Origin of the sequence: Bacillus sp. LK2, from assembly GCF_001043575.1 — a bacterium.
Lineage (GTDB): Bacteria > Bacillota > Bacilli > Bacillales > Bacillaceae_G > Bacillus_A > Bacillus_A paramycoides.
In genome coordinates this window covers 15,436-42,429 of the sequence record NZ_LDUK01000003.1, presented here as the reverse complement: position 1 = coordinate 42,429, position 26,994 = coordinate 15,436, and the positions used below count along the sequence as shown (strand labels likewise).

General features: G+C 36.3%; 30 protein-coding genes. 29 read left to right on the top strand and 1 reads right to left on the bottom strand.

Translation table 11 applies throughout. The annotated features are described in order from the left end of the window. Positions 1-63: 63 nt before the first annotated feature. The 22 genes from spoIVA (at position 64) to VK90_RS03165 (ending at position 19,994) form a co-directional block, all read left to right on the top strand. The gene (gene spoIVA, locus VK90_RS03270) at positions 64-1,542 is read left to right on the top strand and encodes a stage IV sporulation protein A (protein WP_000416521.1); all 1,479 of its coding nucleotides are present in this window, start codon (positions 64-66) and stop codon (positions 1,540-1,542) included. Positions 1,543-1,841: 299 nt separating this feature from the next. Then, positions 1,842-2,114, top strand: a complete 273-nt coding sequence (locus VK90_RS03265; RefSeq protein WP_001043860.1) for an HU family DNA-binding protein — start codon at positions 1,842-1,844, stop codon at positions 2,112-2,114. 121 nt (positions 2,115-2,235) lie between these two features. After that, on the top strand, positions 2,236-2,805 hold the full coding sequence (gene folE, locus VK90_RS03260) for a GTP cyclohydrolase I FolE (protein ID WP_002171157.1): 570 nt from the start codon (positions 2,236-2,238) through the stop codon (positions 2,803-2,805). A 271-nt stretch (positions 2,806-3,076) separates the two neighbouring features. Further along, positions 3,077-3,829 (top strand): heptaprenyl diphosphate synthase component 1, encoded by a 753-nt coding sequence (locus VK90_RS03255; protein ID WP_048370430.1) that lies wholly within the window; start codon positions 3,077-3,079, stop codon positions 3,827-3,829. Between the two features lie 29 nt (positions 3,830-3,858). After that, positions 3,859-4,572: a 2-heptaprenyl-1,4-naphthoquinone methyltransferase gene (gene menG, locus VK90_RS03250; protein ID WP_025147233.1), complete on the top strand. Its 714-nt coding sequence runs from the start codon at positions 3,859-3,861 to the stop codon at positions 4,570-4,572. Positions 4,573-4,603: 31 nt separating this feature from the next. After that, positions 4,604-5,566 carry a heptaprenyl diphosphate synthase component II gene (hepT, locus tag VK90_RS03245; RefSeq protein WP_025147232.1) on the top strand — a complete coding sequence of 321 codons (963 nt, stop codon included), beginning with the start codon at positions 4,604-4,606 and terminating at the stop codon, positions 5,564-5,566. A 124-nt stretch (positions 5,567-5,690) separates the two neighbouring features. After that, complete coding sequence (gene ndk / locus VK90_RS03240) at positions 5,691-6,137, top strand: nucleoside-diphosphate kinase (RefSeq protein ID WP_025147231.1); 447 nt, start codon at positions 5,691-5,693, stop codon at positions 6,135-6,137. A 302-nt stretch (positions 6,138-6,439) separates the two neighbouring features. Then, on the top strand, positions 6,440-7,612 hold the full coding sequence (aroC, locus tag VK90_RS03235) for a chorismate synthase (RefSeq protein ID WP_002171162.1): 1,173 nt from the start codon (positions 6,440-6,442) through the stop codon (positions 7,610-7,612). Continuing rightward, complete coding sequence (aroB, locus tag VK90_RS03230; RefSeq protein WP_048370427.1) at positions 7,612-8,697, top strand: 3-dehydroquinate synthase; 1,086 nt, start codon at positions 7,612-7,614, stop codon at positions 8,695-8,697. Before aroC ends, aroB begins: the two co-directional genes overlap by 1 nt. A 133-nt stretch (positions 8,698-8,830) precedes the next feature. Then, complete coding sequence (hisC, locus tag VK90_RS03225; protein WP_048370425.1) at positions 8,831-9,943, top strand: histidinol-phosphate transaminase; 1,113 nt, start codon at positions 8,831-8,833, stop codon at positions 9,941-9,943. A gap of 157 nt (positions 9,944-10,100) precedes the next feature. Then, on the top strand, positions 10,101-11,375 hold the full coding sequence (gene aroA / locus VK90_RS03220) for a 3-phosphoshikimate 1-carboxyvinyltransferase (protein ID WP_048370422.1): 1,275 nt from the start codon (positions 10,101-10,103) through the stop codon (positions 11,373-11,375). Positions 11,376-11,484: 109 nt separating this feature from the next. Next, positions 11,485-12,747: a tetratricopeptide repeat protein gene (locus VK90_RS03215; RefSeq protein ID WP_048370421.1), complete on the top strand. Its 1,263-nt coding sequence runs from the start codon at positions 11,485-11,487 to the stop codon at positions 12,745-12,747. Between the two features lie 73 nt (positions 12,748-12,820). Beyond that, positions 12,821-13,357 (top strand): ReoY family proteolytic degradation factor, encoded by a 537-nt coding sequence (locus VK90_RS03210; protein ID WP_025147225.1) that lies wholly within the window; start codon positions 12,821-12,823, stop codon positions 13,355-13,357. A gap of 153 nt (positions 13,358-13,510) precedes the next feature. Then, a complete protein-coding gene (locus VK90_RS03205) occupies positions 13,511-13,966 on the top strand; it encodes a YpiF family protein (RefSeq protein WP_002171168.1) in 456 nt (151 codons plus the stop codon). Between the two features lie 143 nt (positions 13,967-14,109). Continuing rightward, on the top strand, positions 14,110-14,622 hold the full coding sequence (qcrA, locus tag VK90_RS03200) for a menaquinol-cytochrome c reductase iron-sulfur subunit (RefSeq protein WP_002171169.1): 513 nt from the start codon (positions 14,110-14,112) through the stop codon (positions 14,620-14,622). Next, on the top strand, positions 14,623-15,297 hold the full coding sequence (qcrB, locus tag VK90_RS03195) for a menaquinol-cytochrome c reductase cytochrome b subunit (RefSeq protein ID WP_000932700.1): 675 nt from the start codon (positions 14,623-14,625) through the stop codon (positions 15,295-15,297). 43 nt (positions 15,298-15,340) lie between these two features. Beyond that, a complete protein-coding gene (gene qcrC, locus VK90_RS03190) occupies positions 15,341-16,108 on the top strand; it encodes a menaquinol-cytochrome c reductase cytochrome b/c subunit (protein WP_002171170.1) in 768 nt (255 codons plus the stop codon). A 119-nt stretch (positions 16,109-16,227) separates the two neighbouring features. Then, positions 16,228-16,818 (top strand): DUF1405 domain-containing protein, encoded by a 591-nt coding sequence (locus VK90_RS03185; protein ID WP_025147223.1) that lies wholly within the window; start codon positions 16,228-16,230, stop codon positions 16,816-16,818. A gap of 22 nt (positions 16,819-16,840) precedes the next feature. After that, positions 16,841-17,527 carry a lipoprotein intramolecular transacylase Lit gene (gene lit / locus VK90_RS03180; protein ID WP_048370418.1) on the top strand — a complete coding sequence of 229 codons (687 nt, stop codon included), beginning with the start codon at positions 16,841-16,843 and terminating at the stop codon, positions 17,525-17,527. A gap of 102 nt (positions 17,528-17,629) precedes the next feature. Further along, on the top strand, positions 17,630-18,421 hold the full coding sequence (ypjB, locus tag VK90_RS03175) for a sporulation protein YpjB (protein ID WP_048370415.1): 792 nt from the start codon (positions 17,630-17,632) through the stop codon (positions 18,419-18,421). A 105-nt stretch (positions 18,422-18,526) separates the two neighbouring features. Continuing rightward, a complete protein-coding gene (locus VK90_RS03170) occupies positions 18,527-19,207 on the top strand; it encodes a zinc metallopeptidase (RefSeq protein WP_002171174.1) in 681 nt (226 codons plus the stop codon). A gap of 133 nt (positions 19,208-19,340) precedes the next feature. Further along, positions 19,341-19,994 carry a uracil-DNA glycosylase gene (locus tag VK90_RS03165; RefSeq protein WP_048370413.1) on the top strand — a complete coding sequence of 218 codons (654 nt, stop codon included), beginning with the start codon at positions 19,341-19,343 and terminating at the stop codon, positions 19,992-19,994. Between the two features lie 28 nt (positions 19,995-20,022). Here the strand turns inward: VK90_RS03165 and VK90_RS03160 are convergent, their stop codons facing one another. Next, positions 20,023-20,904: a YitT family protein gene (locus tag VK90_RS03160; protein ID WP_048370412.1), complete on the bottom strand. Its 882-nt coding sequence runs from the start codon at positions 20,902-20,904 to the stop codon at positions 20,023-20,025. Positions 20,905-21,178: 274 nt separating this feature from the next. On the opposite strand from VK90_RS03160, the gene VK90_RS03155 reads away from it, so the two are divergent. Genes VK90_RS03155 through VK90_RS03125 form a run of 7 tightly spaced genes read left to right on the top strand, consistent with a single transcriptional unit; the run spans position 21,179 to position 26,733 of the window. Next, the gene (locus VK90_RS03155) at positions 21,179-21,523 is read left to right on the top strand and encodes a nucleotide pyrophosphohydrolase (protein ID WP_048370600.1); all 345 of its coding nucleotides are present in this window, start codon (positions 21,179-21,181) and stop codon (positions 21,521-21,523) included. After that, complete coding sequence (gene dapB / locus VK90_RS03150) at positions 21,520-22,320, top strand: dihydrodipicolinate reductase (RefSeq protein ID WP_048370410.1); 801 nt, start codon at positions 21,520-21,522, stop codon at positions 22,318-22,320. The genes VK90_RS03155 and dapB overlap by 4 nt, the downstream gene beginning before the upstream one ends. Positions 22,321-22,334: 14 nt before the next feature. After that, a complete protein-coding gene (locus VK90_RS03145; protein WP_002171179.1) occupies positions 22,335-22,730 on the top strand; it encodes a methylglyoxal synthase in 396 nt (131 codons plus the stop codon). Between the two features lie 11 nt (positions 22,731-22,741). Then, on the top strand, positions 22,742-23,446 hold the full coding sequence (gene bshB1 / locus VK90_RS03140; RefSeq protein WP_048370407.1) for a bacillithiol biosynthesis deacetylase BshB1: 705 nt from the start codon (positions 22,742-22,744) through the stop codon (positions 23,444-23,446). Further along, positions 23,443-24,588, top strand: a complete 1,146-nt coding sequence (gene bshA / locus VK90_RS03135; protein ID WP_048370405.1) for an N-acetyl-alpha-D-glucosaminyl L-malate synthase BshA — start codon at positions 23,443-23,445, stop codon at positions 24,586-24,588. The genes bshB1 and bshA overlap by 4 nt, the downstream gene beginning before the upstream one ends. After that, positions 24,575-25,768 carry a CCA tRNA nucleotidyltransferase gene (locus VK90_RS03130; protein WP_048370403.1) on the top strand — a complete coding sequence of 398 codons (1,194 nt, stop codon included), beginning with the start codon at positions 24,575-24,577 and terminating at the stop codon, positions 25,766-25,768. The genes bshA and VK90_RS03130 overlap by 14 nt, the downstream gene beginning before the upstream one ends. Continuing rightward, entirely contained in the window at positions 25,753-26,733 is a 981-nt protein-coding gene (locus VK90_RS03125) for a biotin--[acetyl-CoA-carboxylase] ligase (protein ID WP_048370401.1), read from the top strand. Before VK90_RS03130 ends, VK90_RS03125 begins: the two co-directional genes overlap by 16 nt. Positions 26,734-26,994: the final 261 nt, after the last annotated feature.

Genomic DNA, 26,994 nt, shown 5'->3' with positions numbered 1-26,994 from the left:
GAGAAGGTATTAGTTGACTATAAATGTGGAATTATTCCCAAAAATTTCGAGGGAGGGAATCACTTGGAAAAGGTAGACATTTTTAAAGATATTGCGGAACGCACAGGCGGTGATATTTATTTTGGAGTTGTAGGAGCTGTTCGAACAGGGAAATCAACGTTTATTAAAAAATTTATGGAACTTGTTGTTATTCCAAATATTGAAAATGAGTCAGACCGTCAAAGAGCGCAGGATGAACTGCCTCAAAGTGCTGCTGGTCGTACAATTATGACGACGGAACCGAAGTTTGTTCCAAACCAAGCGGTTTCTATCGAAGTAGATGAAGGTCTTGAAGTGAATATTCGATTAGTAGATTGTGTTGGATATACAGTTCCAGGAGCAAAAGGCTATGAGGATGAGAACGGCCCGCGCATGATTAATACTCCTTGGTATGAAGAGCCTATTCCATTCCATGAAGCTGCAGAAATTGGAACGCGTAAAGTAATTCAAGAGCACTCAACAATTGGTGTAGTTATTACAACAGATGGAACGATTGGTGAAATTCCAAGGAGAGATTATATAGAGGCAGAAGAACGCGTTGTAAATGAGTTAAAAGAAGTAGGAAAGCCTTTCATTATGATTATCAACACTGTGCAGCCATACCATCCAGATACAGAGCAGTTACGTCAAAGTTTATCTGAAGAATATGATATCCCAGTAATTGCAATGAGTGTTGAGAGTTTAAGAGAAACAGATGTGTATAATGTACTTCGAGAAGCACTATTTGAGTTCCCGGTTTTAGAAGTGAATGTAAACCTTCCAAGCTGGGTAATGGTGCTAAATGAAGGACATTGGTTACGCCAAAGTTATCAAGAAGCAGTTCAAGAGACTGTGAAGGATATAAAACGTCTTCGTGATGTGGATCGTGTCGTTTGGCAGTTTAGTCAATATGAATTTATTGATCGAGCAAGTTTAGCTGGCATTGATATGGGGCAAGGGGTAGCGGAGATTGATTTATATGCACCAGATGAATTATATGATCAAATTTTAAAAGAAGTAGTAGGAGTGGAGATTCGAGGGAAAGATCATTTATTGAAACTTATGCTCGATTTATCTCATGCGAAAACAGAATATGATCAAGTGGCAGATGCTTTACGTATGGTAAAACAAACAGGATATGGAGTAGCGGCGCCTGCGTTAGCTGATATGAGTTTAGATGAACCGGAAATTATTCGTCACGGTTCAAGATTCGGTGTTAAATTAAAGGCTGTTGCCCCGTCTATTCATATGATTAAAGTGGATGTAGAATCAACATTTGAACCGATTATTGGCACTGAAAAACAAAGTGAAGAACTAGTTCGTTATTTGATGCAGGACTTTGAAGATGATCCGCTATCAATCTGGAATTCTGATATATTTGGGCGCTCTCTCAGCTCCATTGTTAGAGAAGGAATTCAAGCGAAGTTATCTCTAATGCCAGAAAACGCTCGATATAAGTTGAAAGAAACGCTAGAAAGAATTATTAATGAAGGATCTGGTGGATTAATTGCGATTATATTATAAGAAAAAAATCCCTCTAATTGTAGAGGGATTTTCTTTCTTTTTGATTATGTAATAGAAAAATAAACAGTCATTATCTAATACTTTGTTGTAATTTGTCAAGTTTCATCAGATTTTCACATTTTAAGAGTAACAATTTCCTTAAAAATATTGAATTATAAAGGAGAATCGTATAATATAGGCGTTGATAATGATTTATCTACATCTTTGTAGTATAGAATTTGCAAAAATTGCCTACAAATGAAAGTAAGACTCATTTTATGATCATTATACAGTCTTATCTTTGGGAGGAGGTGAATGGCATGAACAAGACAGATTTAATCAATGCTGTTGCAGAAGCAAGTTCCCTTTCTAAAAAGGACGCAACAAAAGCAGTGGACGCTGTTTTTGATTCTATCTTAGAAGCTTTAAAACAAGGTGATAAAGTACAACTAATCGGATTCGGTAACTTCGAAGTTCGTGAGCGTGCGGCTCGTAAAGGTCGTAACCCACAAACAGGTGAGGAGATTGAAATCGCTGCAAGTAAAGTACCTGCATTCAAACCTGGTAAAGCGTTAAAAGATGCGGTTAAATAATCCTTACATATTAACAGGGAAGAAGAGTTTCCTTTTTGGAAACTCTTCTTTTTGCTTTTAAAAACATAAATATGCTAGAATGTGTTCGTATCACTTTTAGGTTTTTCGGGAGGGCTAGCGGATGGCAAAAGTTAATTTAGAGCAAATTGAACATGCAGTACGTCTTATTTTAGAGGCAATCGGAGATGACCCAAATCGTGAAGGAGTACTTGATACACCGAAACGTGTTGCGAAAATGTACGCAGAAGTATTCTCGGGCATGCATGAGGATCCAAAAGAGCATTTACATAAAGTGTTCGGAGAAGATCACGAAGAGCTTGTACTAGTAAAAGATATACCATTTTATTCGATGTGTGAGCATCATCTTGTTCCGTTCTATGGAGTTGCTCACGTTGCATATATTCCGCAAGGTGGAAAAGTAACGGGGCTAAGTAAATTAGCTCGTACTGTAGACACAATTGCACGTCGTCCACAATTACAGGAACGTATTACATCAACAGTAGCGAATTCTATTATGGAAGTATTAGAGCCGCATGGTGTAATGGTAATCGTAGAAGCAGAGCATATGTGCATGACAATGCGTGGTGTGAAAAAACCTGGTGCGAAAACAGTGACAACAGCAGTACGTGGCGTGTTAGAAAAAGATGCAGCAGCACGCAATGAGATTTTATCGTTTATTAAGACGAAGTAAAGAAAAGCGGGAAACTGCTTTTCTTTTTTTTTTATGTAAATAAATGATATAGTTTTAGTATGAAAGAGAAAGAATATAAAGGTTACGTGTTACATCCACCTTTTCTGAAAATGAATGTTTGTAGTTGTTAGAGAAGAAGATAACTCGTATGAATGAAAGCTGTTACTTAATTCGGTGGCAGTTTGGCAGAAGTAGCCAAGTTTTGATTATAGAAAATAGAATGTATGTGTTATAATAAGTTTTATGAATTAGAAAACAAGGGTGATTTTTTGTGTGTGACATCTACGGAGGGTATGCGGATATTAAAGAGAATTTGATGGAGAAATTACGCCATCCTTATTTTATAAACTATATTGAAGAACCATTTATTGATGAAGAAAAAATAGCGCTGTTATATGGCGCATTAAAGAGCGCAAATTTACATAAAGAACAAATTGATCATTATGTAGTAACGATTATGCTTGTACAAATTGCTCTTGATACACATGAAAAAGTATCAAATAAAGCAAATGAAGAGACGAGTGGTTTCCATAAGCGTCGTCAATTGACAGTTCTTGCGGGTGATTATTATAGTGGTCTATACTATTACTTATTGTCAATGAATTGTGATATTGTCTTAATTCGTGCACTTGCTGAAGGAATTAAGGAGATTAATGAACATAAAATTATGTTATATCAAAAAGCACATGTGACGATTGAAGAAATAATGGAAAGTGTAGTAATGATTGAATCTGCACTTTTGCAAAAAACATGTGATCATTTTCATTTATCCAATTGGAAACCATATATAACTTATGCGTTAGGAAAAAATCGTCTTCAAAAAGAGTGTCAATTGTATGCTGATGAACAAAATTCACCTGTTTTTCAAGCAGTTCAAGAAATCTCATTGGATGATGATAAAAATGTAAAAACAGTTATTAATGAATGGCTTATGGAAATGAGAAAGCAGGAAAATAATTTTTTAGAAAATCATACAGAAATTAGTGAGATAATTTCTACGTTAAGAGATAAATCAAGAACATAAGCAATTTTACATTGGAAGAAGGTACGAGCATGCAACAATCAAAAGAAGAAAGAGTACATGACGTATTTGAAAAAATTTCTGATAAATACGATGTTATGAATTCTGTAATTAGTTTTCAAAGGCATAAGGCATGGCGCAAAGAGACAATGCGAATTATGGATGTAAAACCTGGGAGTAAAGCACTCGATGTGTGCTGCGGGACGGCAGATTGGACAATTGCGCTAGCGGGAGCTGTAGGAGAAAATGGAAAGGTTTACGGTTTAGACTTTAGCGAAAATATGCTAGCTGTCGGTAAACAAAAAGTAGAAGCTTTAGAGTTAAAGCAAGTAGAACTTATGCATGGAAATGCAATGGAGCTTCCTTTTGAAGATAATACGTTTGATTATGTAACGATTGGCTTTGGTTTACGTAATGTTCCGGATTACATGCAAGTATTGAAAGAAATGACGCGTGTAGTAAAGCCTGGTGGAAAAGTAATTTGTTTAGAAACATCTCAACCAACAATGATAGGTTTTCGTCAAGGGTATATCTTATACTTTAAATATATCATGCCGTTATTTGGAAAGATGTTTGCAAAAAGTTATAAAGAATATTCATGGCTTCAGGAATCTGCTAGTACTTTCCCAGGAATGAAAGAGCTAGCGAATATGTTTGAAAAAGCTGGGCTGGAACATGTGCAAGTGAAACCATTTACTTTTGGTGTAGCAGCTATGCATTTAGGTTTTAAACCAGAATCAAAATAGAAAAAAGACGTTTTAGGTTAAGGTGAACAATATGAAGTTACAACTTATGTACTCTTTTTTACGATCGGATATTAATGTAATAGAAAAAGAATTGAAGAAGACGGTTGCATCCGAGCAACCGTTAGTAGAAGAAGCTGCATTACAGCTTATCGAAGCTGGTGGGAAGCGAATTCGCCCTGTTTTTGTTTTGCTGGCTGGAAAATTTGGTGATTATAAGCTAGATGCAATTAAGCATGTGGCAGTTGCATTAGAACTTATTCATATGGCTTCTCTTGTTCACGATGATGTTATTGATGCCGCGTTTTTACGACGCGGTAGTGCAACAGTGAATGCGAAATGGGGAGATCGTATTGCAATGTATACAGGAGACTACTTGTTTGCGAAGTCTCTTGAATGTATAACGAACATAGAAATTCCAGAGGCACATCAGGCGCTGTCTCATACAATTTTAGAAGTTTGTAAAGGCGAAATTGAACAAATTAAAGATAAATATAACTATGATCAAAATTTAAGAACATATTTAAGAAGGATAAAACGAAAAACAGCATTGTTAATTGCCGCAAGTTGTCAGTTGGGAGCGATTGCTGCTGGTGCCAATCGTGATACAGTAAATCGTCTATTTTGGTATGGATATTTTGTTGGTATGTCTTATCAAATTATTGATGATATTTTAGATTTCGTATCGACAGAAGAGAAGCTTGGAAAGCCTGCTGGTGGCGATTTATTGCAAGGGAATATTACATTACCTGCTTTATATGCCATGGAAGATCCGGTGCTTCGTGCGAAAATTACATCTGTGCACGAAAATACAACATCAATTGAGATGAAAGAAATTATTGATGATATTAAAGCGAGCGAAGCTATTGATAAAGCATTTTCGTTTAGTGAACGTTATTTACATAAAGCATTAGAAATAATAAAACCACTCCCGCGTGGGCAGGCAAAGTATGCATTACAAAATGTTGCAAAGTATATTGGAAAACGAAAATTTTAGTGTTTTTTCTAAAAAATAAAATAATCTCTCTATTTCAAAACTATTGCACAATTGTGATAAGGGTGTTAATATGTGTGTGGGGATATACAATTACATACATAATTCAGAAGTGGAGAGATTTTTTATGGAAAAAACATTTCTAATGGTAAAACCAGACGGTGTACAACGTGCCTTCATTGGGGAAATTGTAGCTCGTTTTGAGAAAAAGGGCTTTCAATTGGTTGGTGCAAAATTAATGCAAGTCACTCCGGAAATTGCTGGACAACACTACGGTGAGCATAAAGAAAAACCTTTCTTTGGTGAATTAGTAGACTTTATTACATCTGGACCTGTATTCGCAATGGTATGGCAAGGTGAAGGTGTAGTAGATACAGCTCGCAATATGATGGGTAAAACAAGACCACATGAAGCTGCTCCTGGAACAATTCGTGGAGATTTCGGTGTAACTGTTGCGAAAAACATTATCCACGGTTCTGATTCTTTAGAAAGTGCAGAGCGCGAGATTGCTATTTTCTTTAAGGAAGAAGAATTAGTAGACTACTCAAAATTAATGAATCAATGGATTTACTAATTATTTTAAAATAATTTGTAAACGCTTTAATAACTGTGATAATAGTAAAAAGTGCAAGAAGAATAGGGGTATTCTTCTTGCACTTTTTTTATTTTGATTTGTTACGAAGCTAGAGCTGTTATGATATATTGGTATGTAAAGTAAAAGGTTTACCGTTATGAAAATGATAGAATGATTACAAGTAGGATAAAGCAAGTAGTTGATTTTCTATATAATTTCAATGTTTTCTTATAGAATGATGAAAGGTACAATTGCTACTTTATGTAGCGGGATAAATACATATACGAAAAGAGGAATAACGTATGCGATATATTACAGCTGGTGAATCCCACGGTCCACAACTTACGACAATTGTAGAAGGTGTTCCGGCAGGGTTATCTTTAGTAGCGAATGATATAAATGAAGAATTAGCTAGAAGGCAAAAAGGATACGGACGCGGTAGACGCATGCAAATTGAAAAAGACCAAGTGCAAATCGTAAGCGGTGTTAGGCATGGGAAGTCGATGGGCTCTCCGATTGCGCTCGTTGTTGAAAATCGTGATTTCACCCATTGGACAAAGGTTATGGGTGCAGAACCGTTAACTGAACAAGAAGAGAAAGAAATGAAAAGACAAGTTACGAAGCCGAGACCTGGACATGCTGATTTAAATGGTGCGATTAAATATGGTCATAGAGACATGAGAAATGTATTGGAACGTTCCTCTGCACGTGAAACGACAGTTCGTGTTGCAGCTGGTGCAGTGGCGAAAAAAATATTAGCAGAGTTAGGAATACAAGTTGCAGGACATGTTGTCGAAATTGGTGGTGTGCAGGCAGAAAATATTACATATAACTCTATTGCGGAATTACAAAGTATTACAGAGGCATCTCCTGTACGTTGTTTAGATGAAGAAGCAGGTAAAAAGATGATGCAAGCAATTGATGATGCAAAGGCAAATGGTGATTCTATCGGTGGCATTGTTGAAGTAGTTGTAGAAGGAATGCCAATTGGGGTAGGTAGCTATGTACATTATGATAGAAAATTAGATGCGAAATTAGCAGCGGCAATTATGAGTATTAATGCTTTTAAAGGTGTTGAAGTTGGAATTGGTTTTGAAGCAGCGCATAGACCTGGAAGTGAAGTGCATGATGAAATTCTTTGGGATGAAGTGCAAGGATACAGAAGAAGAACGAACAATGCGGGTGGATTAGAAGGTGGTATGACAACTGGTATGCCGGTTGTTGTGCGCGGTGTGATGAAACCGATACCGACATTATATAAACCTCTTCAAAGTGTCGATATTGACACGAAAGAATCTTTCACAGCGAGTATTGAGCGCTCAGATAGTTGTGCTGTTCCAGCAGCTAGCGTTGTTGCAGAGGCGGTTGTGGCCTGGGAGTTAGCGACAGCCTTAATTGAACAATTTGGATCAGATCGTATGGATCTTATACGTGAAAATATTGAGAAACATAATGAATATGCGAGGGGATTTTAATGGAGAACATACATATTCAAACAAAGTCAAAAGAATATGATGTACATGTTGGAAAAGAGGCGTTGTCACATATAACAACGCTTATTCAAAATATGAAACCGGCTGTATCTAATATAATGATTATTTCCGATGAAGCTGTTGCATCATTACATTTAGAGACAGTTGTTGATGCCTTGCAAGTAGAGCAAAAAGTGTTTTCGTTCGTTGTTCCGAGTGGTGAAAAAGAGAAGTCTTTTGAGAACTTTTATGCAGCACATACGTCTGCTCTTGAAAACAAATTAGATCGAAACTCTTTAATCATTGCACTTGGAGGCGGAATGATAGGAGATTTAGCTGGCTTTGTTGCTGCATCATTCATGCGTGGCATTCGCTTTGTACAAGTTCCGACGACTTTATTAGCTCACGATAGTGCAGTAGGCGGGAAAGTGGCAATTAATCATCCGCTAGGAAAAAATATGATAGGAGCGTTTCATCAGCCAGAAGCGGTTGTATATCATACACCATTTTTACATTCACTTCCTGAAAAAGAGTGGCGCTCAGGTTATGCAGAAGTGATAAAGCATGCTCTTATTGGTGATGTAGAGTTGTATCATTGGTTAAAAGAAGAAGTGCAGACACTAGCTGATCTTCGTGATGAAAAGTTAATTCACATATTAACGAAGGCGATTCCTGTGAAAGCGAATATTGTGGCGCAAGACGAAACAGAAAAAGGTGTACGTGCTCATTTGAATTTTGGGCATACGTTAGGACATGCTCTTGAAAAAGAGTTGGGATATGGAAATATTACTCACGGTGACGGAGTAGCGATTGGAATGTTATTTGCTTTATTTTTAAGTGAGCAAGTGTATAAAGTTGATCTTACTTATGAAGAAATGAAGAAATGGTTCTTGAAATACGGCTATCCAAAAATGCAAAGCGATTTAAATGTAGAGCGTCTCGTTCAATTGATGAAACAAGATAAAAAAGCAAATGCTGGAACAATTCATATGGTGCTTATGCAGGAATACGGGGTAGTGAATGTCGTATCTATTTCAGATGAGACTGTTCATATTGCGTTAGAGGCATTTCAAAAAGATATGGCCTAAAAGATTATTGCATAGGTATGAAATGCTTATTTAAAGGTATTCTCGTAATGATGACGGTTATGATAAAAGATTACAGTAAGGAACTATAAACCACATTGTAATCCGATTGAATAAAATGACTGGGGGAATAGAAATGAGAGTAAAAGAGCAATTGTTAACTTTGAGAGCATATGTACCTGGGAAAAATATTGAAGAAGTAAAAAGAGAATATGGATTATCAAAAATTGTGAAGTTAGCATCGAATGAAAATCCATTTGGCTGTTCAGCACGTGTGACAGAAGCGTTAACTTCGTTAGCGAATCAATATGCTCTCTATCCAGACGGAGCAGCTTTTGAGCTTCGTGAAAAAGTAGCAGAGCATTTAGGTGTAAAAGCGGAACAACTTTTATTTGGTAGTGGGCTAGATGAAGTCATTCAAATGATTAGTCGTGCTTTGCTACATAATGGAACGAATGTTGTAATGGCGAATCCTACGTTCTCACAATATCATCACCATGCTGTTATTGAAGGAGCGGAAGTTCGTGAAGTACCACTTGCAGATGGCATTCACGATTTAGATGCAATGTTACAGCAAGTAGATGAGAAAACAAAGATTGTATGGATTTGTAATCCGAATAACCCGACAGGTACATATGTAGAAAAACAAAAATTACTTTCATTTTTAGAATCAGTTCCAAAGTCAGTGCTCGTTATTATGGATGAAGCATATTATGAATATGCGGGGGCAGAAGATTATCCGCAAACATTGCCTCTTCTTGAAAAGTATGAAAATCTTATGGTGCTGCGCACATTCTCAAAAGCGTATGGTTTAGCTGCTTTTCGTATCGGATATGCGATTGGTGATGCAAAGCTTATAGGACAGTTAGAGGTAGCGAGGCTACCGTTTAACACATCAACTATCGCACAAGCGGTAGCGGTAGCTGCAATAGAGGATCAACAATTTTTACAAGAGTGCGTAAAGAAAAATACCGAAGGGTTAAATCAATATTATGCATTTTGTAAGGAATATAACGTATTTTATTATCCATCTCAAACGAATTTTATTTTCTTGAAACTCGGTATACCTGGTAATGAAGCTTTTGAACGATTAATGAAAAAAGGATATATCGTTCGTTCTGGTGAAGCATTTGGTATACATGATGGTATTCGTATTACTGTTGGGCTTAAAGAAGAAAATGATGAAATTATTGAATTGCTCACGGAACTTGTAAAAGAACAAGTGAAGAAAGAGGAAACGTATTCTTAATAAATAGTGAAGGCTCCTATTACAGGAGTCTTTTTTATTTGAACTGTAATAAGGGGAGTTGTTTGCACGTTCCAGAAAGAAAACGTTACAATAGAGGTAGACGTATAAGAAGAACTGCTATACATATAAGTTATTTAAAATGTGAGGAGGATACAGTTTGAAACTAGTAGGACGAAAAAATAGTTTGAATGGAGAAATTGTTGTTCCAGGAGATAAATCTATTTCACACCGTGCTGTTATGTTTGGGGCAATAGCGGAAGGAACGACAAGAGTATCTAATTTTTTATTAGGAGAAGATTGTTTAAGTACAATTGCATGTTTTCAAAAACTAGGTGTTAAGATTGAACAGAGTGGTAACGATGTCACGATTTATGGTAAAGGGTTAGAAAATTTACAAGAACCAAAAGAAGTATTAGATGTAGGGAATTCAGGTACGACTATTCGTCTTATGCTTGGTATTTTATCTAATACGCCGTTCCATAGTACTATAATTGGTGATGAATCAATTGGAAAACGTCCTATGAAACGTGTTACAGACCCGCTTAGCAAGATGCATGCTCAAATTGATGGTAGAGAAAATGGACAGTATACCCCTTTATCTATTCGTGGCGGAAGAGTGAAAGGTATACACTATCATGCACCGGTAGCAAGTGCACAAGTGAAATCAGCAGTTTTACTTGCAGGTTTGCAAGGAGAAGGTGTAACTACAGTAACAGAGCCTATGCAGTCTCGTGATCATACTGAAAGAATGTTACGTGCATTCGGTTGTACAGTAGAGGTTAATGAACGGACCGTATCATTACAAGGTGGACAACAACTTAAAGGGACAGAAATAAAAGTTCCAGGAGATATTTCTTCCGCAGCATTTTTCTTAGTAGCTGGTGCAATTGTCCAAAATAGTAAGCTTGTATTGAAAAATGTCGGATTAAATCCAACGAGAACAGGGATTTTAGATGTTTTAACAAAGATGGGTGTACGTATTTCTATCGATAATATTAGAAATGAAGAGTTTGAACCATGTGGGGATATTACGATTGAAACATCGAAGCTAAAAGGAATAGAAATTGGCGGATCTCTTATTCCGAGATTAATTGATGAAATTCCCGTAATCGCTTTATTAGCGACGCAGGCTGAAGGAATTACTGTTATTAAAGATGCTGAAGAGTTAAAAGTGAAAGAAACAAATCGTATCGATACAGTTGTAGATGAACTAGGGAAATTAGGTGCGAAAATTGAAGCTACGCCAGATGGTATGATTATATATGGTAAGCAAGATTTAAAAGGAAATACTGTTAATAGTCACGGCGATCATCGTATAGGGATGATGCTTGCAATCGCGTCCTGTATTGTAAATGGAGAAGTTAAAATAGAAAATAGTGATGCGGTCGCTGTATCTTATCCGAACTTTTTTGAACAATTGGCTGCGCTATAAGAGAAAATGCATGAAGAAGCATACTCATTCTAAAGGTTGCGTTCTTACACCTAGTTGCTTATGATAAATGAACAGAAGAGAATATTTTTTAGAGTTAAAGGAGACGTTTATGCAAAAGTTTGAACAAGCTGTTTCGTATATTGAAAATGGTGAAGCAGAAAAAGGATTACAATTATTAAAAGAACAACTACAAGTTGCTAATGATGAAGAGAGGTATGATATCGCTCGTTACTATCATACACTTGGGTTTATGGATGAGGCGTTAGCAATTATTGAAGATTTACGCTTGTTATATCCAGAAGAAAGTGAATTTACGTTATTTTTAGCAGAGTTATATATTGATTTAGATAAAGAAGATGAAGCTATTGAAGTGCTTCATGATATTCCAGAAAATGATGATCTATATGTTCAATCGCTATTACTTGTTGCGGATTTATTCCAAATGCAAGGTTTTGATGATGTAGCAGAACATAAGCTATTAAAAGCGAAAGAAATAATGCCAGACGAGCCTGTTATTACGTTTGGGTTAGCAGAATTGTATAGTAGTAAAGGAGAAGAGCAAAAGGCAATCACTTATTATGAGTCGTTACTAGCAGAACATAAAGTAATGGGTGGTGTTGTTATTGCACTTCGTCTAGCTGAAACTTTAAGTGCTATTGGGAACTGGGAAGAGGCAATCTCATATTATGAAGCAGGGTTAGAGGAGCAAAAAGATATTCACTCATTATTTGGATATGCCTTCACATTATATCAAGGGGAAGAATATCAAAGAGCAATTGGTGCTTGGCAAGAATTAAAAGAAGTAGACCCTGAGTACGCATCGTTATACATGTATTTAGCGAAAAGCTATGAAAAAGAAGGTATGCTTCAAGAAAGCTATGAAACACTTCACGAAGGAATTAAAGTAGATGAGCTTTCTGTTCCTTTCTATGTAGAATTAGCAAATATTGCAGCGAAATTAGGGAAAATAGCGGAGGCAGAAGAAGTGCTTCAAAAAGCGCTTGAGCTAGATCCGGGACATTTAGGTGCGACATTAAAATATGCGTATATTTTAAAAGAACAAGAGAAATATGAAGAGCTAATTGCAGTTGTAGAGCGAACTATTGATAGCGGAGAGCCAGATACACAGCTACTTTGGGATCTTGCATTTGCAAAAAAACAATTAGAAATGTATTCTGATGCATTAAAACACTATGAAAGTGCATATACTTCTTTTAAGAATCATCCAGATTTCTTGGAAGAGTACGGTTATTTCTTGTTAGAAGAAGGAATGCGAAAAGAGGCGAAAGAAGTATTTACTCAGTTAATACAACTAGACCCGACACAAATTCATATTGAAGAATTGTTATATAATTTAGAGGATTTTTCATAAGTTGGAAGGAAACTGAATGCCGCTTCTTGAATCTAAAAAGAAAAGAGAAAGACAGAGGAGGGACTTAAGCGCTATGAATACCCCTGTTTCTGTAAACGAGAAGAAGGATTTTGTCAAATGGTTTTTGAATAATTACCAACTGAAACAGCGTGAATGTGTATGGATTTTGAATTATTTAATGAGTCACGATCAATTAATGCATAAAGTCCACTTCGTAGAACATGCAAAATTTTGTCCACGTGGCTTAGTAATGTCAGCAAATTGTGTGAAAGATACACCGTTTCACTTTTTTAAACAAAATGTAATGACAACAGATGCAGAAAAGTCGTTTCATGATATTCGTTTGAATCGAGATGAGGATATTTATATTCAACTTAATTTTAAATCGTCGTTCCAAAATGCAAATTATGTAGCTGTGTTAGAAGAAAATCCATATTTGCCAAAGCATATTGAAGTGAATGAAAAAGATCGTTTACTTGCAGAGCGATTTTTAGAAGAAAGTGTATTCTCATTTAGAAGAGAGCGTCTTTTGAAACAAATTGATGAAGCACTGGATAAGCAAGATAAGGAAGCATTTCACAAGTTAACAGCGGAGTTAAAAACTTTATAGAATTTATTTGGATTATACAATTTTTACAAATTTTAGATTCTTTTAAGAAAAACTACCTATTATTAGGTAGTTTTTCTTTTTTTACCTCTTTTAGTATGGTTTAATATATATAAAGTGAAAGTTCTGTCATTTTAAGTGGAGGAGGGGAGAAAAGTGAAATGGATTGTAAAAGATGTGGAACAGTTTGAGCAAGCAAGGGAGTATGTAGATACAGGGATTATACCACTTGTGTCAATTTCGGCAGCAAAAGAAATGAAAATGGTTGTAGAACAAGGTGAGTTTATTGAGGCTTTGAGTATGGAGTTGGAAAGGGAATATAAAGGAAGAGTGCTTTTACTACCCGCATTTACGTATTTAGTAGAAAGCCAAAAGAATGAAAAAGACCGTTTGCAAGAATGGACAGACCATTTGCAAAGGCAAGGTTTTAAGCATATTGCCTATGTGACAAGTGATTTTTCATGGAAAGAAGATATGCAAGAGTTACAAGGGGATTTGTTTTGGTTTCCCTCATTGGCGTTAGAACAGTTTAGTGATCAAGCGAAGAGAGAAGTCATTCACGCTCATATAAAAAATATAATGGTAATGTTAGAAGAAAAATGGGGAAAGTGATAATAAACAGAAAGTTCTTATTATTATGAGTAGTATGATATTGACCTGTGCATGAGGGTATTATATCATGATAGTGTCCTAGTTTTTATTTTTTATATTATTTTTCACGAGGGGACAATTTCTGATAGAGGGGGGAAATTTTCGTGAGCGAGAAAGAACATCGTGTGTCAAGAAGACAGTTTTTAAATTACACACTTACAGGGGTAGGAGGCTTTATGGCAGCGGGTATTTTAATGCCGATGACGCGATTTGCGCTTGATCCGGTGTTAAGAAAAGAAGCAGGGACGGATATGGTTGCTGTTGCACAAGTAAAGGATATTACAACAGAGCCGAAGCGTTTCGACTTTAAGGTGAAGCAGGTTGATGGTTGGTACAAGTCTGAAGAGCCAAAATCAGCTTGGGTTCATAAAGATGAAAGCGGAGACATTGTTGCGTTCTCTCCAGTATGTAAACATTTAGGATGTACAGTTAACTGGAATTCGGACAAAGCACATCCGAATCAATTCTTTTGCCCGTGTCACGGGGGCCGTTATACAAAAGATGGGATTAACATTAAAGGCACACCGCCCCTTGCTCCGCTTGATGTGTACGAGTCTAAAGTGAAAGATGGAACGCTGTATTTAGGAAAAGCGAAGCCAAGAGGGGGTGGAAAGTAGATGCTAAATAAAATTTATGATTGGGTAGATGAACGATTAGATATTACACCAATATGGCGCGATATCGCTGATCATGAAGTACCTGAACATGTAAACCCGGCACATCACTTTTCTGCATTCGTCTATTGCTTTGGAGGACTTACCTTTTTCGTTACTGTAATTCAAATTTTATCTGGAATGTTTTTGACGATGTATTATGTGCCGGATATTAAAAATGCTTGGGAATCGGTTTACTATTTACAAAATGAAGTTGCTTACGGGCAAATTGTTCGTGGTATGCATCACTGGGGTGCTAGTCTCGTAATTGTAATGATGTTTTTACATACACTCAGAGTTTTCTTCCAAGGTGCGTATAAAAAGCCTCGTGAGTTAAACTGGATTGTTGGTGTTCTTATTTTCTTTGTTATGTTAGGTCTTGGCTTTACCGGATATTTATTACCGTGGGATATGAAAGCGTTATTTGCTACGAAAGTAGGGATTCAAATTGCAGAGCAAACGCCGCTCATTGGTCCTTATATTAAAACATTACTCGCTGGTCATTCCGAAATTGTTGGCGCTCAAACATTAACTCGCTTCTTTGCTATTCACGTCTTCTTCTTACCAGCAGCACTTCTAGGTTTAATGGCCTTCCACTTCATCATGATTCGCAAACAAGGTATTTCCGGTCCGCTATAAGAGATTGCTAAATTAAAGGGGAAAGAACTAAAGGAGGGAGATTATGCATCGCGGCAAAGGGATGAAGTTTGTAGGAGATTCTCGGGTACCAGTAGCTCGGAAACCAAATATTCCAAAAGACTATTCTGAATACCCAGGAAAAACAGAAGCATTTTGGCCGAATTTCTTGTTAAAAGAATGGATGGTTGGTGCAGTTTTTTTAATCGGTTATTTATGTTTAACAGTGGCACATCCGTCACCGCTTGAGAGAATGGCAGATCCAACAGATGCAGGATATATACCACTTCCAGATTGGTATTTCTTATTCTTGTATCAGTTATTAAAGTATTCTTATGCTTCAGGTTCATTTACTGTAATTGGAGCATTTATTATGCCAGGGATTGCGTTTGGAGCATTACTGTTAGCTCCATTTCTTGATCGAGGTCCAGAAAGACGCCCATTGAAGCGTCCTGTAGCAACTGGATTTATGCTTTTAGCGATTGCGTCGATTATCTTTTTAACTTGGGAATCTGTAGCACACCACGACTGGGAAGCTGCTAAAAAACAAGGTGCAATTGTAAAAACAACACAAGTTGATAAAAATGATGACGGCTACAAATTAATGCAAAAAAATACTTGTTTAACATGTCATGGTGACAATTTACAAGGTGGTGCAGCAGCACCAGCTCTACAAAACTTAACTTTAAAACCAGAAGAAATCGCTAAAATTGCGAAAGATGGTAAAGGCGCAATGCCTAAAGGTGTATTTAAAGGAACGGATGAAGAGGTGAAAAAGCTTTCGGAATTCGTTGCAAAGTATAATAAAAAATAATAGAAAAGCTGACTGCAAATTTTGTAGTCAGCTTTTCTATTTAGTTAGAGGAAGTTTGTTATAATAGAGTAGGATTTAGTGAATGAATTACTTTGCTTGAAAGGTGTTGGACATACAGATTGGTTTACGTGTATGCAATGTTAAGACAGCGCTCTGTGTTATTATTTTTATTGATTGTTAACATATTAGGCACAATTTACGGGTTTATATGGTATGGAAATCAATTAAAAGAAACGTCTCTAATATTTTGGCCGTTTGTACCAGATAGCCCGATGGCAAGTCTCTTTTTTGTATTTGTTTTAATTGCCTTTTTGAAAAAGAAAAACTGGGGATTAATAGAGGCGTTGGCGATTGTTTCTTTAATAAAATATGGCATATGGGCTGTTGTTGTAAATGGAATTATGATTTATGTAAAAGGTCCTATTGGTATTATGGGCTACATGTTAATGCTTTCTCATTTTGCAATGGCTGTGCAGGGAGTGCTATACGCTCCGTTTTATCGGATAAAAAAATGGCATTTCGTTGTAGCTGGGATATGGACGTTACATAATGATGCAATCGATTATTTATTTTGGCAAATGCCGAGATATGGAATTATGCATTTGTTTGTAGAGGAGATAGGCTATTTTACGTTTTGGTTAAGTATTGCTGTACTATGTATTACATATTATTATTGCTTACGTGAGCATCGAAAACAGTTTTCTTTATGATGTTAAAATCTAGGGGGAGAAAATGAAGGAAAATAAGATTGGTATAAAAATATTGGATCGGATGATCACTTTAGTTGTTTCATATAGCATAGCATTTTCTATTTTCGCTCTCGCGACAATGGCAGTGGTATATGGAAAGTGGCTATATTATTTTGAAATTGATTTTTTAAACATTCCAGATTTAGCGGATATGACAAAGGATGAAATTAAGAGAAACTATGATGTGCTTATTACATATTTATCTCCGTTTTATGAAGGGGCATTACAATTGCCGACATTAGATATGTCTACAAATGGCCGAATTCATTTTGTAGATGTTAAAAACATTTTAGTGAAGATTCAATATATAATGTATGGAACGATTGTAATTGCTGTATTAGGAGGAGCGTATTTATTAAAAAAGAAAAAAGAAAAGTTTTTACTTCACGGATCGATTCTTACAATTATTTTTCCGATAGCTCTTACGTTACCAATTGCCATTAATTTTGAAAAGAGTTTCGTATTATTTCATAAGCTTTTATTTAGCAATGATTATTGGATGTTTGATATTGAAACAGATCCGATTATTTTAATGCTACCAGAAGAATTCTTTATGCATGCTGCATGTGTTATTTTATTATTGATTTTAACTGGTAGCATACTTTGCTACGGTGTGTATAAATATTTAGTGAAAAAGAAAAGGATTTCAAAGAAAAAATTCTCTGTTTAAAGAGAATTTTTTTGTTTCCATAGAGATAATATATTTTTCGGTTCTGTTCTATTCTTGTCCAACTCTACATATTTTGTACTAGTAGTTATAGGGGGGACCGGGATGAAGAGAACATTAATTGGACTGATAGCATTTCTAATTTTAATGTTTCCAGTACGTATATATGCTGAGGAGTGGAGTGAACTAACTGGATTGTTAGATGATTCTTTGCAGTTAGTTAAGCGGAATGAAGATGAAAAAGCAATACAAGTATTGAAACGTTTTTCGGAACAGTTTGTATTAAAGGGAAATGAAAAAAGCAAACCAATAAACCCAGATCAATTTAGAGTGATCTCTTTAGCGTATGACAAGGCGATTCAATCCCTCTCGGAGGAAAATGTTGTAGGAAAGCAGATCAAAGTTGATAATATGTTAGCACTACAACTCGCTGTTGATGCACATGTATCGAAATATCAGCCGCTTTGGATGGAAAGAGAAAGAAAGATAATGGATGCTTTTTCTCAAGTGGAAAAAGCGATGAAAAAAGAGGATGATGGACAGTTCCAACAGACGCTAAATACATTTTTAAATGAATTTAATATTATTTATCCGAGTTTAATGATTGCCCTGCCAGAAAACGAAGCGCAGCGGGTAAACGCGCATTTATCTTATTTGGATGAATTTCGTAACGTTATGTTAAAAACGAAAGGTGGACAAATGCAACTAGGAATTATTAAAGGTGATTTGCAAAAAATATTTCATACAGTAAAAAAAGATGAGATTGCTCCCTCTCTCATTTGGTTTATGACAATTACTGGGGGACTTATTCTATTTACTTTAACGTATGTTGGATGGAGAAAATATAAAGGGGAAAGAGAGAAGCGGAAAAGTAACTTGCATTCTAAAAATAGATAATGCGTATAAATAAAGATGCGGATTGTAAGGTTTATTTATTGACAATGATGGAAGAAAAAAATAGAATGAGAAGTACTATAATTAAAACTTCAATGGAGGTTTATGATGTTTTATTTAATTTACTTCGCGATCATTTTGATCATACCGTTGTATGCACAGTCAAAAGTACGTAGTGCCTATAGCAAGTATTCACAAGTTTATTCAACATCAGGTATGACAGGAGCGGAAGTGGCTCGAAAAATTTTAGATGAAAATGGATTGTATAATGTAGCTGTAGAAGAAACGCCAGGTCATTTATCAGATCATTACGATCCAACTGCAAAGACAGTTCGATTATCAACAGATAACTATTATGGACATTCAGTTGCTGGTACAGCAGTAGCAGCACACGAAGTAGGACACGCAATTCAAGATGCGAAAGATTATAATTTCATGCGTGTACGCCATTCGTTAGTGCCAGTTGCTAATTTTGGTTCAAATATGTCTTGGATTTTCGTCCTAATCGGTGTATTTGCACAAATGTCTGGTTTATTGTTACTAGGAATTATTTTAATGGCAGCAGGTGTGATTTTCCAACTTGTTACATTACCAGTTGAGTTTGATGCATCAAAACGCGCAATGCAACAAATTGAAGCACTAGGTATCGTATCGACAGATGAATACGGTCAAGCTCGTAAAGTATTAAATGCGGCAGCATTAACATATGTAGCGGCAGCTGCTGTGGCAGTATTTGAATTATTACGTCTCGTATTAATTTATACTGGTATGCAGCGTAGCGACGATTAAAGACTATCAATTTTGATAGTCTTTTTTTGTTTTGTGGATTGAATCTTATAATACGCTATAAATGGAAATAATAGAGATAATGAGATGTCTAGAACTAGTAATAATAAATATAAGTATGTAGTGGTGAAAGAAGGTGACGGAAATAATATATCCAGATCATTTAGTAAAACAAGTGAAGGAGCGTAGCGTTTCGTATCAATTAGAAGGTTTTTTAAGTGGACAAGGCCCTGAAAACCCGAAATTAATGATTGTTGGAGAAGCACCTGGTGAAACAGAAATTTATAATGGCATACCGTTTAGCGGAAAAGCCGGAAAACATTTAATGGAGTTTTTAGAACGTATTCACATCAAAAGGGAAGAAGTGTACATTACGAGTGCGGTTCGAAGTAGACCGTTTAAGTGGCGCGGGAAAAGAGAGCGAAATGGCGAATTAATACAGAAAAAGTATAATAGAACACCGAATCAAGGCGAAATACTTGCACACGCTCCGTTGTTAGATTTTGAATTGGCACATATGAATCCGCCAGTTATCGTTACACTTGGTAATATTGCGTTAAAACGTTTAGCCGGAAAGAATAAAAAGATTACGGATATTCATGGGCAACTATTAAAGCAGCCGATTCAAAAACTAAAAGATATAGATCATGCAGAGTTTATATGGACTGAAAAAGAATATAAAATTTTTCCTACCTTTCATCCGGCTTCAATTTTTTATAATCGTAGTTTATTGGAGTTAATTTATGAGGATTTAGAGAAGCTGAAGCAATATATAGCAATAAAAAACTAGAAAAGCCATGTGGCTTTTCTAGTTATGTTTAATTATGTAACGGGTTTTTATTTTCATCTAATGTAAATCCTTCGCCGACGACATCGTGTACATCGCTTACAGCAACAAACGCGTGAGGGTCTACAGAAGTAATGATATTTTTTAATTTCACGATTTCATTTTTAGCTACAACACAATATAGTACATTTCGTTCAACTTTTGTATAGGATCCAACAGCTTTTAAAAAGGTTGCCCCACGCTCCATTTCTGATAAAATTTTTGCAGCAATTTCATCGTTCTTATCAGAAATAATAGTTGCTCCTTTTGCTGCATAGGCTCCTTCTTGCATAAAATCAATGACCTTAGCCCCGATGAAAACAGCAACTAACGTATACATACCTTCACGGTATGATAAATATGTAAGAATAGAGACGACAATAACGACTGCATCAAACATAAACATCGTTTTTCCCATACTCCAGCCAACATATTTGTGAGCTAGCCTTGCGATAATATCAACACCGCCAGTAGTCCCGCCGTATTTAAATATAATTCCAAGGCCGATACCGATAAATGCCCCGGCGAATAAAGCAGCAAGTGTCATATCATTTTGCAAGTTTAAATGTAAGTTGAGTACTTCGTAGCGCTGGAAAATCCATAGGAATAAAGATACGCTAAATGTACCTATTAATGTGTATAAAAATGTCGTTCGTCCAAGTAACTTCCAACCGATGAAAAATATAGGAATATTTAAAATTAAGTTTGTATAAGAAGGGTCAAGCGAAAATAGAAAATATAATAATAGCGTAATGCCGGTAAATCCACCCTCTGCAAGGTGGTTTTCAATATTGATATTCACAATACCGAAAGAAAAAATAGCGGAACCGATTAAAATGAAAATGATGTTTCGAATCTTCAAGTTTGCTGTCATATAGAAATCCCCCTAATTATGTATTGATTTGCATTGCTCCGCTTAAACGGTAAAACATAATAATAAGTTATTTCTAGCTGCTAGTAAAAATAGTAAACGTCGTAAGAGACTGATTGGTTCAGGCTAATCTTTTGCGAAAAAGCATGCAAAAGAAAGTTTCACTTTATTATAGTCTAACCAAAAAAGGGTCGCAAATAGTGATATGAGAGAATAATATTTGTCAAATCGCTATGAATTGGCTAACATGAAAGAGGAAGGATTAGAGGTGAATAGTATGGAAGCAAAAACAATGAAAGATATGCAGAAAGAAGTAGATGCATATATTGGTCAATTTAAAGAAGGTTATTTTAGTCCGCTTGCAATGGTGGCCCGTTTAACTGAAGAAATGGGAGAGCTTGCAAGAGAGGTTAATCATTATTATGGTGAGAAACCGAAGAAAACGACTGAGAAAGAACGAAGTATTGAAGAAGAGCTTGGAGATGTATTATTTGTTATGATTTGTATGGCAAATAGTTTAAATATTGATTTAGAAACAGCGCATAACATTGTAATGGATAAATTTAATACACGTGATAAAGATCGCTGGACACGTATTGATGAGGGAGAGAAAGAAGCATGAAAGAAATTAAAGTAATTATCGCCGGACCAAGAGGACGTATGGGACATGAAGCAGTCCTTCTTATGGAAAGAACAGAACATTTCAATTTAGTAGCAGCAATTGACTATAAACATGGCGGAGAGAAAATCTCTGATTTGCCTGGAATGCCTGCGTTAGATGCACCGATTTACGCAGATTTACATACTTGTTTAGATGAAGTGGAAGCAGATGTGTTGTTAGATTTAACAACGCCAGAAGTTGGGAAACAACACGTTACACTTGCAGTTGAGCGTGGACTACGTTCTGTTATTGGTACGACAGGATTTACAGAAGAAGAGCTTAAACATTTAACGGAAACTGCAAAAGAAAAAGAAGTAGGAACGATAATTGCTCCAAACTTTGCGATTGGTGCAGTACTTATGATGAAATTCTCTCAAATGGCAGCGAAGTACTTCCAAGATGTGGAAGTGATTGAGTTGCATCACGATCAAAAGTTAGATGCACCATCTGGTACTGCTGTAAAAACAGTAGAATTAATTCGTCAAACCCGCGAGCCAAAGCAGCAAGGTCATCCAAATGAAATCGAACAACTAGAAGGTGCACGTGGTGCAAATGTGGATGGTATTCATATTCATAGCGTACGTTTACCAGGACTTATTGCGCATCAAGAAGTGTTATTTGGCGGAGATGGACAAATGTTAACAGTTCGTCATGATTCATTCAATCGTGCATCATTTATGTCAGGGGTAAAACTATCAATTGAAACAGTAATGAACCTTGATCATCTTGTGTACGGTTTAGAAAATATTATCGACTAAAGGGGAGACAACGGATGAAAATTGCCTTAATCGCACATGACCAAAAGAAAAATGATATGGTTTCGTTTGCATACGCATATAAACCAATTTTCGAACAGCATGAACTTTTTGCAACAGGAACGACAGGACTTCGTATTATGGAGGCAACTGGTTTAGTTGTAACAAGATATCAATCTGGTCCTCTTGGTGGCGATCAAGAAATTGGTGCAATGATTGCAAAAAATGATATGGATATGGTGATTTTTTTCCGGGATCCACTAACAGCGCAGCCACATGAACCGGATGTCAATGCGTTACTTCGTTTATGCGATGTATATGCCATTCCACTAGCAACGAATATGGCAAGTGCTGAAATGCTAATGCATGCATTAGAGCGGGGAGATTTAGATTACCGAAAGTTAAGAAAATGAGGGGAACAATTATGAGTGGATTACATATATTAGCGTTTGGTGCTCATGCCGATGATGTTGAAATCGGCATGGCAGGTACTATTGCAAAATATACGAAGCAAGGATATGAAGTAGGCATTTGCGATTTAACAGAAGCTGACCTTTCTTCAAATGGAACGGTAGAACTGAGGAAAGAAGAAGCGCAGGCTGCAGCTCGTATTATGGGAGTAAACACGAGAATTAATTTGGCGATGCCAGACCGTGGCCTGTATATGAAAGAAGAATATATACGTGAAATTGTAAAGGTTATTCGTACATATAAGCCAACGCTAATTTTTGCACCATATTATGAAGATCGTCATCCAGACCATGCGAATTGCGCGAAACTTGTGGAAGAAGCTATCTTTTCAGCAGGAATTCGTAAATATATGCCTGAACTTCCGCCGCATCGTGTAGAGTCTTTTTATAATTATATGATTAATGGTTTTCATAAACCGAATTTTTGTATAGATATAAGTGAGTACCTTTCTAATAAGGTCGAAGCGTTAGAAGCGTATGAAAGTCAGTTTTCAACAGGGAGTGATGGTGTTAAGACGCCATTAACTGATGGATACGTTGAAACTGTAATCGCTCGCGAGAAGATGTTTGGGAAAGAAGTTGGAGTGAAGTATGCCGAAGGGTTTATGAGTAAGAAGCCGCTTTTATTACATGCTGATTTAATAGGGGGATGTAAATGAAATTGAAAATAGGTATTACATGTTATCCTTCTGTAGGTGGTTCTGGGGTTGTTGGAACGGAATTAGGAAAACAATTGGCGGAACGTGGGCATGAAATACACTTTATTACATCGGGTGTACCATTTCGGTTGAATAAAGTGTATCCAAACATTTATTTTCATGAAGTAACAGTAAATCAATATTCGGTATTTCAATATCCACCTTACGATTTAGCATTAGCAAGTAAAATGGCCGAGGTTGCTCAAAGAGAAAATCTTGATATTTTACATGTGCATTATGCAATCCCACATGCTATTTGTGCATATTTAGCAAAACAAATGATTGGGGAGAGTATTAAAATTGTTACAACCTTACACGGAACAGATATTACTGTGTTAGGTTCCGACCCTTCGTTAAATAATTTAATTCGATTTGGTATTGAACAATCTGATGTTGTTACCGCGGTATCGCATTCGCTAATCGAAGAAACGCATGAGGTTGTAAAACCAGATAAAGAGATTCAGACAGTATACAATTTTATTGATGAACGTGTATATTTTAAGCGTGATATGTATCAGTTAAAAAAGGAATATGGTATACAGGAAACTGAAAAAGTACTAATTCACATTTCAAACTTCCGAAAAGTTAAGCGAGTACAGGATGTTGTTCATTCATTCGCTAAAATTGTTAAGGAAGTGGATGCGAAGTTGCTTCTTGTTGGGGATGGACCAGAATTTTGTACGATTTTACAGCTAGTGAAAAATTTACAGATTGAAGATCGTGTCTTATTCCTAGGAAAGCAAGATAATGTTGCAGAGCTCCTTGCGATGAGCGATTTAATGTTACTTTTATCAGAAAAGGAAAGCTTTGGCCTTGTTTTATTAGAAGCAATGGCGTGTGGTGTACCCTGTATTGGAACGCGGGTTGGAGGTATTCCAGAGGTCATTCAACATGGTGAAACAGGATACATATGTGAAGTTGGAGATACAGACGGCATAGCTAAGCAAGCAATTCAACTACTAGAAAATGAAGAGCTTCACCATAATATGGGAGAGCGAGCAATGAAATCTGTATATGAGCAGTTTCGTTCAGAAAAAATCGTTTCACAGTACGAGGCGATTTATTATGACATACTAAGGGATGACAAGAATGGAAAGATTTAAAAAAGCTAGTTCAATTATTGAGGCATTAAAACAGCAAGGACATGAGGCTTACTTCGTTGGTGGAAGTGTACGCGATCTTATTATCGATAGACCGATTGGAGATATCGATATTGCAACATCAGCTTTACCAGAAGAAGTAATGGCTATTTTTCCAAGACATGTTCCGGTTGGTCTTGAGCATGGAACTGTAATTGTTGTAGAAGATGGCGAACCGTATGAGGTAACAACTTTTCGAACAGAGAGCGAATATGAAGATTTTCGGAGACCTAGTAGTGTTCAATTTGTCCGTTCTTTAGAAGAGGATTTAAAACGACGTGATTTCACGATGAATGCAATTGCAATGACAGAAGAAGGCAAAATGATTGATTTATTTGCTGGGCAAGAAGCAATTCGTATGAAAGAAATTGCAACAGTTGGAAATGCTGCAGACCGTTTTCAAGAAGATGCACTGCGAATGATGCGTGGTATACGATTCGTTAGTACGCTAGGTTTCTCTTTGGAAACAAAGACGAAACAAGCAATTGAAACGTATGGGCATTTGCTCGAACATATTGCAATTGAAAGAATTACAGTAGAATTTGAAAAATTGTTGACTGGTACATATTGTGCGAAGGGGCTTCACGAGTTAGTAGAAACGAAGTTATTTTCTCATCTCCCATATTTACAAATGTCAGAAGAACGACTCTTAAAAGCTACGCAATTTAAATGGGATTCTTTCGAAACAGACATTGAGGCATGGGCATTTTTCTTATATTGTATTGGAGAAGAACATCCTTCTGTCTTTTTACGACAATGGAAGTTTTCAAATAAAAAAATTAAAGATATTGTAGCAGTTCTATTAGCAATCCGTTTTAGAAATAAGGCGGAATGGGATGCGGTCTTTCTTTATAAAACTGGGATTCACATCGCAGTAATGGCGGAGAGAGTATATGAAGCGATAATAGAAAGTTATGGTAGCTCGTCTGTTAAACAAGTGGAAACATTATTTGAGTCATTACCTATAAAGAGTCGCCAAGAAATGAATGTGACAGGAAATGATTTATTAATTTGGGCAGATAAAAAGCCAGGCCCTTGGGTTGCCGAAATGCTTCAGAAAATTGAAGAAGCTATCGTAGAAGGAAACTTAGCTAACGAGAATGAGAATGTAAGGGAGTGGCTGCAAAGATGCAATCTACTATAAGAAAGCAGTTATTGCAAGTTTTTTCTGAAGCAGATGGTGAATTTGTATCTGGTCAAACGCTTAGTGATAAACTTGGTTGTTCGAGAACCGCTGTATGGAAGCATATGGAGGATCTTCGTAATGAAGGGTATGAACTGGAAGCTGTGCGCCGTTTAGGTTATCGGATTGCTAGTAAACCAGATAAAGTAACTGCTAACGAGATTCAATTAGGATTACAAACAGAGCGTATCGGTAGAATAGTTTATTTTGAAGAATCAGTTGAATCTACTCAGTATATTGCAGCAAGACTTGCTTATGAAGGAACAGAAGAGGGAACAATTGTCGTTGCAGAAGAACAAACAGCAGGTAGAGGACGTTTAAGTAGAAAATGGTATTCTCCAAAAGGCACAGGGATTTGGATGAGTATTATTTTGCGTCCATCTATTCCAGTTCATCATGCACCTCAACTTACTTTATTAGCAGCTGTTAGCGTAGCGCAAGCAATTGAAAAATGTACCGGTGTAAATGTAGGTATTAAATGGCCAAATGACATATTAATTCAAGGGAAAAAAGCTGTCGGTATATTAACGGAAATGCAAGCTGATCCGGATAAAATTAATGCTGTTATTATGGGGATTGGTATTAATGCAAATCAGAAACAAGAACATTTTGATGAGGAAATTCAGCAAATTGCAACTTCGTTAGCAATTGAGTCGGGTAAGCCGATTGTTCGTGCGGAACTTATGCAACAAATTTTCTTACAACTAGAGAAATTGTATGAAGAGTATTTAAGAAATGGCTTCTCTGTTATTAAAATTCTTTGGGAAAGTTATGCAGTGAGTATCGGAAAAGAAATTACAGCTCGAACGATGAAGGAAACGATTACTGGGATAGCAAAAGGGATTACGGACGATGGTGTATTGCTACTTGAGGATCATCAAGGACACGTGCATCACATTCATTCTGCTGATATAGAAATTAAGTAAAAGAAGTTCCAAATTGGAACTTCTTTTACTTATCGGACATTTATAAATTTCACATACCGTAATGAAAGTAGAAAATTATTTTTTCGAAAAAGTGTAGCAATTCCTTTTCTTAGTTTGCTATAATTAGTTCGAATATGGGCAGTATCAAAGCGAACTGCACCATTATTTAAAGCAGTATGAAAAAATAATAATTTGGATTCTGCCTTGATCCAATAACGGACTGGGACAGAGGGATGAATAATGCCGACTAACACACAACCC